We start from the raw sequence: 12,465 nt of genomic DNA, 5'->3' as shown, positions 1-12,465 counted from the left end.
GAGTAGCTCCGAGGAGCATTTATCAAAGCCTCTTCTGCGTCTTTCTCCTGATGGTGGTCCTGGCTCTTGTCATCCTGCCGCTGATGTTCTGGTTCCCGGCAGGCAACTTAGGGCTTCAAGAAGTTTCAAGTGTTGCCCTGGAGGAGGAAGTGTCACATAGGGAGCGCATCGGGGCAGGAGATCAGTAACCAGTTTCGTAAGGAAATAACCCCTGGCAGTCCTTCTTGCCAGGGGTCCTTTCATGTCGGAAAAACGTAGTGAATGGGTCTATCGCTCATTCCAATGTGCGCAAGATCTCACCCAGAGAGAACGTCGCGCCACAGATCACCTCATCGGAGGCCCCATAATAGACAGTGAGCGTATCACCATCTTCAATCACGCCGTTGGTAAATACTACATTGCCGAAAAAACCCGTTTTCTCATAGGCCGCGGTCGGTTCCAGCAGTGGTTGGCGCGAACGAGCTAGCACGCGTGTGGGATCGTCGAGATCGAGCAGGACCGCGCCCAGGCAATAACGATTATGCTCATCAGCGCCATGATAGATTTCGAGCCATCCTTCGCCAGTACGCGTGGGAGCCGCGCCTGCGCCTACACGTACCGCATCCCAGCAGCCCGGGCGCGTCTTGAGAAGGCAGGTATGCTCACCCCAATGAATAAGGTCAGGTGAGCGCGAGACCCAGATGTTGTTGCCGCCTAATCCCTCGGAGCCAAGAGTGGGACGATGCAGCGCATAGTAATAGCCGTCTATCCTTTCTGGGAAGAGCGCGCAGTCTTTGTTGGGCGGAGGCAAGATCATCCCGTGGCGCTCGAAGCGCTGCCAATCCTCGGTGCTCATCATACCAACGCCATAACCAAGCCCTGAAACAGCGGTGTAGGTGAGATAGTAGCGGCCCTCAATACTTGTTATGCGGCAGTCCTCAATACCGAATGTTTCCAATGGCCCCTGCCCAATGAGCGTTGGGTGGTCCGCGACCTGGAAATGAATCCCGTCTTCGCTCCAGGCTAAGCGCAAATGCGAGAGAGTCGTCAGATACTGCTGTCCTTTGTAGGTAAAACCCCGCGGATCTTCGCCGTAGTCAAGGTCTGGATCATCTAGCCGACGCTTCAAAATAGAGAGGCCGCTTTTTGTCGTGGGATCGATAGTCAGAGCGCTCACCTCCTGTTCGCTCTGCACAGGGCGTTCCGCGACTCGCAGGAGCAACCAGGTTTTCCCCTGAAAACGGAAAGCCCCTGGATTGAGCAAGCATTCCACCACCAGCCCTTCCATGCTCGGCGCTATAGTTTGTGGATGCAAAAGTGGATTTTGATCGAAACGTTGTACCATCTCGGACACAAATTCTCCTTCTTTCAGCGCATATAGTGCTACTGCTCTGTCAATCTTCGTTTGAGGGGTGCGCCGCTTGCGGCGGCGGTAAGGGAGGGAATGCGGTCCCGGGAAGTTCCCCGAACTTCCATGCCCCGCCCCGTTTGAGGAGCCCCCTTCTTAATCCCAGCCGTAATGATGCCCCCACGCCTCTACCAGGCGGCGGATGATCAGAATCGTCAACAGAGTGACTACAGCGTTGATCAGCGCGATAGTCGCGGCATAGCCGGAACGAAACTGATCGAAAGCCTGGTAATAGATCTCTAATTGCCAGGTTTGCGTGGCCATGTCCGGGCCTCCATTCGTCAGCGTGAAAGGCTCGGTAAAAATGGAGAACATCATACCCACGGCTAGAATGAGGACGGTATAAAACGCGGGATAGAGCAGCGGCAGCGTGATACGCCAGAAGCTGGCCCACCTGGATACACCATCGATAGAGGCAGCTTCATAAATCTCGGGAGCAATTCCTTGCAGGCCAGATAAAAAGATCAGCGCGTAGTACCCCGAGAGCTTCCAGACGAGCATAACCACGATGACCAGTGTCGCAAGCGTTCCATTGCCCAACCAGTCAGGCGAAGCTCCGAAATGAGAGCGCAAGAACACATTGAAGGCGCTATCGTAAGAAAGGAAGCCGCGCACAATCAACGAAGAGACTACCCCCGAGGCCAGGTACGGCAGAAAAAAGCCTACCGCGAACAACGCCTTCCAGCGTGGGATATGATGCAGGATCAAAGCCAGTCCAATCGACGCAGCCAGCACCAGAGGGATAAAGAAAAGCATAAACTTATACGAAACAAAGAAAGCCTGGCGCACACGAGGACTGGTCAAAGCCTCCTGAAAATTTGCTAAACCAATAAATTGTGGCGTTGGTGAGATGAGATTCCAGTTCTGGAAGACCAGAAAGATGCTCCAGAGTAAGGGAATCACAAAGAAAATGATGGTAAAAATCAGATAAGGGCTGGCAAGGCTCCATCCCTGAAGTTGCTTCCTCCAGCTTCGCAGGCTGCCCTTTTCTGACCGAGCAAGGCTTAACATCGCTTCTTCCTCCCTTCATATCTATCGAGGTTAACGCTATGTGCACGTTTTTTGCCGCCTAGTGCTTTGTCAAACTTCGCTTGATGAGTGTGCCGCCTCCGGCGGCTGGGATGAGAAGGAAAAGGAAATTTGGGGAACTTCCGTCCCCGCAAACTTCCTTGCTCCGTTCCCTGTTGGGGGGACAGGGAACCCTCTCCAGTGGAGAGGTAATCCCGGCAGGAACGCTGCGCTCCCTGCACCTTCGCTTTTCCACTCGTCATTTCTTGGTGATCTATAAAAACGTGCATATCGCGTGGGCTAACGTAGGACAATCTGAACACCTTTGACAAAATTGCGGCTGAACGCCAGAAAGAGCACTAATAGTGGAAATGTCAGAATTGCGGCCGCGGCATACAGTGGTCCAGGGTAGGTTCCGTAAGGACCGAACATTGTCGCAAGGAGCACATTCAAGGTCTGCCGTGTCGGCTCTTTGATCACAATCAGGTCCCACATTAACTCGGTCCAGCGCTCCATAAAGACAAAAAGGAAGATAATCGTGGCGATGGAACGCGAGAGAGGCAGCATCAGGCGAAAAATGATGCGCAGCTCCCCTGCCCCATCGATACGAGCCGCCTCGATAAAATCCATAGGGATCGAACGGAAGAAGCTGGTAAACATAAAAATCGCCCACAAGCTCACTGCTTTCGGCACGAGCATAGCCCAATAGCTGTTGTAGAGGCCGAGATAGCGTATAATCAAGAAAGTTGGGACCAGCAGGATAATGCTTGGATAGAACATCTGGAAAAGGATGAAATTGTAGACCGCGCCCTGGCCACGAAACTTGAGGATCGAAAGCGCATAGCCAGCCATAGCACCGAAGATTACGATAGTTCCCGCGTCAACGGTGGAAACCAAAAAACTGTTGAAGAGTGCTGGAAGCCAGGGCTGAGGAATATATCCTCCTCCAGAAAAAATCCATGTGTAGGAACGCAGCGATAAAGCTGTGGGGAAAAACGCCCGGTCCACCTGGTTCCAGGGGGCGAGAGATTGCGCGAGCAGATAGGCATAGGGCAAAACCATGATCAGGAGGAGGGGCACAGCCAGTACATACAACCAGTAGCCCCGTGGGAGGCGCTTGCGCCTCCCAACTCCTTTGCTTGAACGCGCGCCCAGCGAGAAAGCGCGCTGTGTATTCCGTTCACTTTGAGCTTGAATCATCACAATACCCTCTCAAAATAGGGATACGCAAAGAGGAGAGCGCCATTAACTCAGCAGAGGTTGGGCCGCTGTTTTCCAATTATTCCAGCCTTGAGCAGGGCTACTCTGCCCCTTCACAACCGGAATGATAGCCTGATCTCCCAATGCTACCTGTAGATCCGTATATTTCGCGACGGCAAGGGGCGGGACCGCATTCGGAATGTTCTTTGCATATGGCACAAGTTCGGGGTTCTTCGCAAAAAACGCCGCGAACTGTGGGTTTGTGCTCAGGTCATCGCGTGCCGGTGGCAAGGTCGTCGTCTGTAGCCACTTCACATCATGCGCAGGATCAGAGAGCACCCATTTGATGAAATCCCAGGCCTTTTTCTGCTGCTCATCGGAAGCCTGCTTATAGATGACCAGGCCCTTGGCATCGGCAAAGGTTTTTACTGGTTGATCGGCTGGATAGTCATCGGGCACTGCTATCGGAGAAAGCACATAGTTCTTATCCAATTGCAAGTTCGGATATTTCTGCTGCCAGGTAGCAAACGTCCAGGGTCCCAGGACGCTCATTACCGACAGGCCATTTTCAAAGGGATCATTGGCAGTTTGCGTGAGCAACAGGTGTTTAGCAGCCAGATCCTTGAAGAAAGCCAGCGTAGAGATGGCCGCCTGATCGTTGGCTGTGATCTTGCCGCCACTGGAGAGCGCTTGCCCATTACTGGCAGCATCATAGAAAGTGAAGAAATCGAACCAGCGCTGCCACCAGGTATCCTTGGTAAGTGCATCATTCGCCCACACAAACTTATCTGGGAACTTCTGCTTGAGCTTATCGCCCAGAGCGAGGATCTCGCTATACGTACGAGGTGGCTGGCTATAGCCTAATTGCTTGAGAATATCGATACGCCAGCCAAGCATCATCGCATTCGTATACATGGGGATAACGTAGGTATGGCCATCGCTCTGCTTCCAGGGAGCAATCGTCTGTGCCATATTGCGTGCCTTCACAACGTCATTCCAACCTGGCATCTGGTCAAGGGGTACAATAGCTTGCGAGCTCTGCAACTGAGCCGCGAAGCCAGTGAAGATATTCTCTGAAGCGGTTGGTCCCGCTCCTCCGGCCAGAGCAGACTGAATGGCAGCTTCTGATGATGGCGTCTCAGGAATAGCTTTTACTGAAATCTTGACATCAGGATGTTGGGCCATATAACCTTTTGCCATCTCAGCCCAAAAAGCGCTCTGAGGTGGGTTGGGGGCGGCCCAGAATGTAATGTCAGTGGAGGAACCAGTAGTTCCTTGTGAACCACCACCGCATGCCGAGAGAAACGTACTCATACAAAGAATAAGAGAGCAAACAAGGAAATAACCTTTCAGCTTCATTGCCGATCCTCCTTATGAGCGGACGGAACGATAGAGATGTTGCCGTTCCAAATAGGGCTCCCATTTTTAAAAGGAACTGTAGAGCAGGTCATAGCCTCTGGACGTAGCTGCCCTCACTCCCAGGAGCAGCCACAAGAAGTACGTGGGATCAACTCGGTCGCAACAAGCATTTGAACAGGAGGAGTGGACTCCTCTGAGAGGATATCGAGCATGCGGTGAGCCGCGAGTCGCCCAATTTCATGTTTAAATACTTTCACCGTACTCAGAGCAGGAGTACTCAACGCGCTCAAACTGGTATCATCGAAGCCGATGATGGCAATATCAGCGGGGACATGGCGTCCCCGTTGGCTCAGAGTTCGCATAGCGCCCAGCGCTATTGCGTCGTTAGCAGCGAAGACGGCCGTCAGGTTGGGAACGGCATCCAGGGCTTCGCTCATGAGCTGCTTACCCGTATCAAAGGTGGTATCATGAGCGTGGAAGAGATAAGGGGTAAGGTTCGCGGCCACCATTGCCCGACGATAGCCACGGCCACGCTGCGACGAACTGGCCCAGTCATCCGGGCCCAGCAGCGCAACGATGGTTTGATGACCATGCGCGATCAGGTGCTCGGTTGCCTGCTTACCGCCAAGAATATCGTCGCTATTGATGGCATCAACAGTCGCGGCGGTCAGCGTATTGTCCACTAAGACGAGCGGTACCTCTGCCTGCTTCAAGGCGAGAATAAAGCTAGGCGCAATATCGGGCCCTGCCAGGATTACGCCGTCCACTCTGCGTTCCGCGACAGGCTTAAACATGCCATCAGCTTTGAACTGTTCGTCACTGATTGTTGTCAACAATAAATGATAGCCCTGGCGACTGAGTTCAGCCTCGATGCCATGCATAATGATGGAGTAAAATGGATCAATATCAAGCGGGACGTGGCGCTGATGAACGACGTAACAGATGGTCTCTGTGCGGGCAGTGGCCAGACTACGTGCGGCCATCGAGACTGTATAGCGCAATTCCTGGGCCACAGCAAGGACGCGCTCACGCGTCTCTGCCTTGACGCCTCCCTTGCCGTTAAGGGCTCGGGATGCTGTGGCAAGTGAAACGCCAGCCTTTTGCGCAATTTCTGCTAAATTTGCATCCATTTACAACCTCAATGAAAATATTTTGCAAGCGCTTACATAAAGATTGTAAATGAATTTCTTGTTGCTGTCAAGTGAAGTTGGAGCAGTGCCCAGGGCTCTCCACTTTTCGCCTCCTGCGGCAGGCAAAAAGAGAAAAAGAAGGTTGTGGGGACTGAAGTTCTCCAACCTTCCTTGCCCCGTTCCCTGTCCAGTGGGGAGGCAACCCTGGCAGGGACGCTGCGCTTCCTGCACCCTCGCTCCTGGTGGCAAGGCCGTACGGTCGCTTGGCCCAGCACCGCGAGAAAACGACTTAGCGTCGAACGATGAGGCGTTCGCGCCCGAAAAGCACCATGAATGAGGCCGCAAACGGCTGGACGCATTCTATGAGCGCGTCCAGGGTACGTTCACCACTGATGGTGTATCCCAGCAACACGACCACAAAGTCAATCACGTCATACTGGCCAAACCGGCACAGGGCGAAGCGCACCCGCTCTTCAATCGTCGAGAGCACACCTACGTGCCGAAGGGAGTGCGCAGCCATAGCCACTTCCCCAAACCACGGTGGAGTCGAAGGCATCGATTGGGAAGAGGTCTGGATGGTGACGAGCGCATCAGTGATACTGCTCATGATACCTCCTTGCAAAGAAGCAGAGGGTCCGCAAGGAGTCCAGATCCTCTGCCTTTTAGGGCCTTGGACGTGATGGAGCCATAACCAGCCGCGCCTCGCTAGCCTCAATGACGTTTTCCTCGTATCCATCGCCAGGTTTGCCAGGGGCGATACAAGCTGCGAATGTGAGGGGATTGCTCTAACCAATCTAATTCCATCGATGCTCTTTCCTTTGTGACTTCCTGCAAGTCGCTCACTTGAGCGCACCGGGAGCCTACCATCTCAGTGGGCACTCAAGTTCAACACATGCTTCCTCTTTCTCAACGATCTTGGAGTCAAAAGAGTCATTCTTTTCCTCACGACGGCTCCATGCAACGAACATTGTTGGGTTAGAGAGCATGTCCTCCATGCTGACGTAGGAGGGCAAGGCCTGCCCTGCCAAACATCATGCGTTTCATGAGCGTTATCCTGGTCACCTGGCCCTCTCTCTGCCCATTGCTGTGAACGAGCGTGAGTATTGGCCTCACCCGCGTGTGAAGAACGTTGGTTGAGCCAATGTCAGGAAGCGCATTTCCCCGGAAAATGGTCCTGGATCACTCGACCAGCCCACGAGGGGGAGATCTGTGGGTAGTCCCCTTGTCTGCTCTTCGCGGACAAGGAGCGTGATGGCATTGGTCACCTCGTTTCCACACCTGCTCGGCGAACTCCATAGCGCAGGAGCACATTGTCAGAATGCTCCCAGGTGCGGACGTCGATGAGCCGAAGCGATGCGGGTGGTTTGCCCACGAAGACAGGGACTCCTTCTCCTAAGACCACATTGCCAATCATCAAATGGATCTCATCAACCAGATCATGCGCCAGCAGATCGTTCCAAAGCGTTCTGCTCCCGGTAATCAAAATATCTTTGCCTGGTTGGCGTTTGAGCTCGGCAATCTGCGCGTTCGCGTCTGCACGCCTGATGATGCGGATATCGGGCCTATTTCCTGAAAGCGTATCTGAGACGACGATGGCCTTGACGGACCTGCCCGCTTGTGAGAGCTCCCTCTGTTCGGAAGTCCACTCCTCCGAGTCAGGATTCTCAGCGACCTTGGGCCAGAAACTCTGGAACAGCTCGAAAGAAATACGGCCCACAAGATGCACGTCGGCTGTACGCAGCAGTTCGGCATTATAGGTGTCGAAGACGCCGCCCATCATTGGGAACATAACCGAGACCTCGTTGTTTGGCCCGGTGTGATACCCATCCAGTGAGATGATGTTGAAGACAATGATTTTCCGCATGATATCCTTCCTTCTCAATTCCTGTTGTTCCAAACCCTCTCAATCAAGGGCTATAGTCATTCGTTCTTCTTCACCCCTTTCGATGTGGTCATTCCCCACCATTTTTTCTCAGACGAGACATCTCGTTGCACAATCTGTGGGCTGGACGAGCACCCAACCAGAACAATCTATGTGGCCTGGGATAACGCCGATACTCATGAGGATGACGAGGTTGAGGAGGTCGTGCGGGCAGCAGCAGGGCACCTGGTCTTGCTGTATCTGCCCACTTACAGCCCGTGGTTGAATCCCATCGAAATGCTGTGGAGGCATTTTCGGCGGGAAGTCACCCATTGTGAGCGCTTTGAGACGAGGCAGGCACTGCTAGCTGCGGCCAACGAGTTCTTTGACCGCTCCAATCGGTGCCCAGAGAAAATTTTGTCGGTGATTGGCTCCCAAGCCAAAAGATCTTGTGAGTGTACTTAGAGCGCCGGTCAAGTAATCAAGCAGCCTTTTGAAATTCATCCTGAGTTTGCTGATCAGGCACACAGTTGATGTCGCCTAGCCGTCCTCAAAAAACCAATGGGGTGCAAGTGCGCGATGCTGCATTTATTGAGAGAGCTGAAGCGGGAAGCCGAAAGAGGTAACAAGCTTCGGACTAAGGAATGCTGTCACATCGGCGACCTGCCTCTGATCGCGCTGTGAACTATCGATGGCAAGCACTTGAAGCGCAAACGCTCGATAGAACCCTGTTGCTTCGTCAGCTCGATACACGGCAAAAGCTGGCTGTCCATTGGCGTGCGTCGGAAATAAACGCCACCGCTTCTGTTTGCCCGATGGGAATACGACAGCAAGGAGAATAGCACGAACCGCTTCTCGTCCCTGATACCACGAAGGGACCGGTGGCATGGAGAGCGTCGCGTCTTCTTTCAGAAGGGCCACGAGTCCATCCACATCGTCTGTTTCCCACGCTTGGAGATAGCGGGCGAGCAACATATTCGTTGCTGCATCAGCACGGCGGACCTGTTCTATCTCTCGCTGCTCACTGTGATAGTTCTTCTCAAGCGTCACCCGAGCGCGGTGCAAGGCACTGTTTGTCGCTGAGACCGAGATCTCAAGCAGGTGCGCGATCTCGACTGCCCGCCAGTCCAGCACATCTGAAAGGAGCAAGATTGCCCGTTGGCGGGGTGGGAGCAACTGAAGGGCGGTAAGAAAGGCCAGCGAAACGCTCTCCTGTCTGGTATAGCGTGCTTCCGGGTTCTCGGTTGCTTCCGTCAGCCAACTGTCAGGGAAAGGCTCAAGCCAGAGCACTTCGGCACTCCTGGGCGCAACCGGCCTCGTTGGGTCGGACGCAAGAGAGGTTGCGGTCGGCAGTGTGCGCGTTGAGCGTTTCTTGAGGATATCGAGGCTGGTGTTGGTTGCAATCGTGTAAAGCCAGGTGCGCAGGGATTCCGGACCCCTGGGCGTGAATGTGTCAAAGTGCCGCCAGGCTCGCAGCATGGTTTCCTGCACTGCATCCTCGGCATCGTGCAATGTCCCCAGGAGGCGATAACAGTGCAGGAGCAACTCCCTGCGATAGGGTTCGATCACGAGGATACTCTCGGATTGGCCATGGACAGTACCATCTTTGATCTGAGCCTCGTGAACGTGATCAATCTTCCTGTGTTTCTCTGTCACACTGCTTCCCCTGGTCGCCATGTTTTCTTGGAGAGTACTGTTTGTTGGAACTCTCACACTTGTCCGGGCTATTGAATGTGTCCCCATCTTTTTCGACCTGCTCTCTTCGAGTATATGCTACCCTCTTCGTGCGCCCACTATCATCTGAGCATCCCAGTCGGATAGCTACTTAGTAAACTGTCGTGAAGAGCAAAACTGTGCGGTCTGATGGGGGATATTTTCTGCTTGAAGAGACAGATGATACGCGCGATTTTGGAACGCTCGGACGAGTGACAAAGAGCCTGCACCGTGTGGTAGAATGGGCGTGTTTGGCGCAAGAGCATCGCACCAGCGGCCCAACTGCACTGATGAGCCAGTTCAGGGGCAAGAAGCTGAGCAGAAAATATCCCCCATCAGACCGCACAGTTTTGCTCTTCACGACAGTTTACTAAGTGTCTATACCAACGGGGTATGGTTCGGCATGGCTGATGGTGGGTCTGTTCAATAGAAGCATCTCTGACCATCAGATGAAAAAAATGAGAATACAAGGGGATCATTATGTTACTTGAGAAGAAAAATGCTGTTATCTACGGAGCAGGAGGAGACGTTGGCTCTGCGATTGCACAGGCCTTTGCGCGTGAGGGGGCGAGAGTGTTTCTTGCTGGTCGCACTCTCTCAAAGCTCGACGCGGTGGCACAGGCTGTCTCGGACTCTGGCGGGATGGCTCAAACAGCCCAGGTTGATGTCCTTGACGAGCAAGCCGTCGAAGCGTTTACCGACAGCGTGGTCAGGTCAGGTGGCAGCATCGACATCTGCATGAATGCCACCAATTTTAACTATCCAGGCAGTCTGGGAAAGCCGCTCATCGAGTTGTCGCTTGAGAACTTCACCGACCCGATCACGGCCTATACAAAGGCATACTTCTTGACGGCACGAGCGGCGGCACGGCGCATGGTCGAAAAGAGGTCGGGCGTGATCGTAACGCTGACTGCGAACCCTGCCCGCGTGCCTATCCCTTTCTTTGGAGGCCTGGCGCCTTCATGGGCGATGCTCGAAGCGATCACCCGAAGTTTCGCGGTAGAATTGGGGCCGCTGGGCATTCGCGTCATTGGCATGCGCTCGGACGCCATTCCAGAAACAACAGCGGTCCGAAATGCCTACAGCTCTCGCGCCAGTCTCCTGGGCCTGAAGCTGGAGGATATTGTAGCTCAATCGGAGTCTAAGACGCTACTGCAACGGCTGCCGACACTTGCGGAAGTCGCGAACACTGCGGCGTTTCTGGCTTCTGACCAGGCCAGGGCGATGACGGCGACGGTTGCGAACCTCTCTTGTGGATCACTCGTCGAGTAACGCGTTAATCACCTCTCAATCCTGCGCGCCCGAGAGAAAGATCAAAGACGAGCAGGATTGAGAAGTTTCCCAAACCGCCTGAAAGTTCTTTGATGCCTGGTCTGCATGTCCGGTAAGCAGTAATCAGAAATTGACAAACAAGGAGGCAATGAATGTAAGCAGTGTCACAACCAACTGTACAATCCCAGATGCTACCTGAATGACACCTGCTAGCGCCAGCGCTATACCTTGAATAAACTTAGCTATACCCATCAACGCAGCCGTGAGCATTGCCAGGATAACAACCCCAACTGCTCCTATGACAAGTCCCAGCAGTTGCCAGAGAGGCGTTGCCGTTTGAAGTGCTTTTGAGAGGTCGTCCCAGGCCTGCTTGAGGGCATGCATTGGATTGAGAAAATCAGCAAGCTCTGGGCTGAGCGAGTGAATGGTCTGAAAAATTTTGTCTCCAATTTGCCATGCCTGAGCTACCTTACCACCTATAAAGGAGACGAGCTGCTGGAAAAATTTGAGCACGGGCTGGATAACAGGAGCAATCTCTCCCCAATTGGCGGCAACCAGCGTCCCACCGGCAGCAATTCCTGCAATGGCTACAACTAACCCGGTGGCTATCCCTAACAAAGGCAAGAAGGCAATCCCAAAGATATTCGCGGCTATCCCGGCTATTCCCAGCACAAGTGCTAATCCAGAGGCAGCGGTACCAAGCAATAGGAATAATATCGCTGCCTGTGCGAGCTGCAGATTGGTGTTTCTCAGATTGCCCAGAAGACCATTCAGGCTTGATGCAATCTTCTAGAAATGCCCCACTCATAAAAAGTCTGATCAGTATGGAGCAGGCCAAAGCTTTTGAACAGGTCGAAAAGGTTTGTAAATTCGCTGTATGTCTTGGGAACATCCATACCATACCAACGAACTTTGCAGCTTTTGCAGCAAGTAATCTCGAACCGCTTCCCGAACGCTTTCAGGTAGGCTATTCATCTTCGCACAGGCTTCGGATCGCTTCGGGAGAGCGCTTTTGGTCCTTCGCTTTGAAAGCGGCCAGATTGAGCCATGCCTCCTCTTTCTTTTCCATCTTAAAGATAGTAGATCATTGCGCACCAACCTCTTTGCGCCCTCGATAGGCAATAGCATTGAGCACATTGCGCTGTTTCTGCACGTGACAGCGTTGCCTCAGCGTCGCTGGAAAGAGGGCTAAGACGACAGCGGCGAGGATGCCCTCATGCCCATCAGTGACGATCAGATCCATGGATGTGGCACTACGCTGGCGCACATCTTGGAGCAGGCAATTCCACCCATCCTTGTCTTCTTCGACACAGGCCCGCCAGGTCAGCACATCCTTGCTGCCTTCCAGGTCCACTGCAAAGGCAGTGAGATGATGGTTGAATCGGTTTGGGTTCCATGCCCAACGGTAAAATGGATGCCATCGAGGGACAAATTCCGGGAATGAGCCAGAAGAGGACGCTCTCGCCAGGTCTCGAATTGTTTAGTCAGCCTATGATTGAGGCGACTGGCTGCTCTGGCAATATGCCTGGAGTATC

Annotated in this window: 13 protein-coding genes and 1 pseudogene; 3 read left to right on the top strand and 11 right to left on the bottom strand. The window is 53.4% G+C overall.

Annotated features, from left to right (window positions below):
* Positions 1–274 precede the first annotated feature (274 nt).
* The 8 genes from EPA93_RS14360 to EPA93_RS14330 form a co-directional block, all read right to left on the bottom strand.
* Positions 275–1,324 carry a glycoside hydrolase family 130 protein gene (locus tag EPA93_RS14360; protein WP_129894540.1) on the bottom strand — a complete coding sequence of 350 codons (1,050 nt, stop codon included), beginning with the start codon at positions 1,322–1,324 and terminating at the stop codon, positions 275–277.
* A 159-nt stretch (positions 1,325–1,483) separates the two neighbouring features.
* Entirely contained in the window at positions 1,484–2,398 is a 915-nt protein-coding gene (locus EPA93_RS14355; protein ID WP_129888181.1) for a carbohydrate ABC transporter permease, read from the bottom strand.
* Between the two features lie 297 nt (positions 2,399–2,695).
* Complete coding sequence (locus EPA93_RS14350; protein ID WP_422877888.1) at positions 2,696–3,457, bottom strand: carbohydrate ABC transporter permease; 762 nt, start codon at positions 3,455–3,457, stop codon at positions 2,696–2,698.
* A 183-nt stretch (positions 3,458–3,640) separates the two neighbouring features.
* Entirely contained in the window at positions 3,641–4,954 is a 1,314-nt protein-coding gene (locus EPA93_RS14345; protein ID WP_129888179.1) for a type 2 periplasmic-binding domain-containing protein, read from the bottom strand.
* Between the two features lie 113 nt (positions 4,955–5,067).
* Positions 5,068–6,084 carry a LacI family DNA-binding transcriptional regulator gene (locus EPA93_RS14340; RefSeq protein ID WP_129888178.1) on the bottom strand — a complete coding sequence of 339 codons (1,017 nt, stop codon included), beginning with the start codon at positions 6,082–6,084 and terminating at the stop codon, positions 5,068–5,070.
* A gap of 289 nt (positions 6,085–6,373) precedes the next feature.
* Entirely contained in the window at positions 6,374–6,691 is a 318-nt protein-coding gene (locus tag EPA93_RS14335) for a hypothetical protein (RefSeq protein WP_129888177.1), read from the bottom strand.
* 502 nt (positions 6,692–7,193) lie between these two features.
* Positions 7,194–7,349 carry a hypothetical protein gene (locus EPA93_RS48365; protein ID WP_165423100.1) on the bottom strand — a complete coding sequence of 52 codons (156 nt, stop codon included), beginning with the start codon at positions 7,347–7,349 and terminating at the stop codon, positions 7,194–7,196.
* Complete coding sequence (locus EPA93_RS14330; protein WP_129888176.1) at positions 7,346–7,948, bottom strand: dihydrofolate reductase family protein; 603 nt, start codon at positions 7,946–7,948, stop codon at positions 7,346–7,348. The genes EPA93_RS48365 and EPA93_RS14330 overlap by 4 nt, the downstream gene beginning before the upstream one ends.
* 84 nt (positions 7,949–8,032) lie before the next feature.
* On the opposite strand from EPA93_RS14330, the gene EPA93_RS48360 reads away from it, so the two are divergent.
* Positions 8,033–8,410, top strand: a complete 378-nt coding sequence (locus EPA93_RS48360; RefSeq protein WP_277988972.1) for a transposase — start codon at positions 8,033–8,035, stop codon at positions 8,408–8,410.
* A 123-nt stretch (positions 8,411–8,533) separates the two neighbouring features.
* Here EPA93_RS48360 and EPA93_RS14320 read toward each other — a convergent pair whose 3' ends face one another.
* Complete coding sequence (locus EPA93_RS14320) at positions 8,534–9,601, bottom strand: sigma-70 family RNA polymerase sigma factor (RefSeq protein ID WP_242527404.1); 1,068 nt, start codon at positions 9,599–9,601, stop codon at positions 8,534–8,536.
* Between the two features lie 197 nt (positions 9,602–9,798).
* Here EPA93_RS14320 and EPA93_RS14315 point away from each other — a divergent pair, with 197 nt between their 5' ends.
* Entirely contained in the window at positions 9,799–10,032 is a 234-nt protein-coding gene (locus EPA93_RS14315) for a hypothetical protein (RefSeq protein WP_129888173.1), read from the top strand.
* A gap of 106 nt (positions 10,033–10,138) precedes the next feature.
* The gene (locus tag EPA93_RS14310) at positions 10,139–10,930 is read left to right on the top strand and encodes an SDR family NAD(P)-dependent oxidoreductase (protein WP_129888172.1); all 792 of its coding nucleotides are present in this window, start codon (positions 10,139–10,141) and stop codon (positions 10,928–10,930) included.
* Between the two features lie 123 nt (positions 10,931–11,053).
* Here EPA93_RS14310 and EPA93_RS14305 read toward each other — a convergent pair whose 3' ends face one another.
* Both EPA93_RS14305 and EPA93_RS50905 read right to left on the bottom strand, forming a co-directional pair.
* Positions 11,054–11,635 (bottom strand): phage tail tape measure protein, encoded by a 582-nt coding sequence (locus EPA93_RS14305; protein WP_129888171.1) that lies wholly within the window; start codon positions 11,633–11,635, stop codon positions 11,054–11,056.
* Positions 11,636–11,900: 265 nt separating this feature from the next.
* Positions 11,901–12,448, bottom strand: a pseudogene (locus EPA93_RS50905) (transposase); the annotation flags it as partial.
* Between the last annotated feature and the right edge of the window lie 17 nt (positions 12,449–12,465).

The organism is Ktedonosporobacter rubrisoli (assembly GCF_004208415.1).
Taxonomy (GTDB): Bacteria; Chloroflexota; Ktedonobacteria; order Ktedonobacterales; family Ktedonobacteraceae; genus Ktedonosporobacter; species Ktedonosporobacter rubrisoli.
The sequence above is the reverse complement of the archived record's forward strand: the minus strand, read 5'-3'. Positions and strand labels throughout refer to the sequence as shown.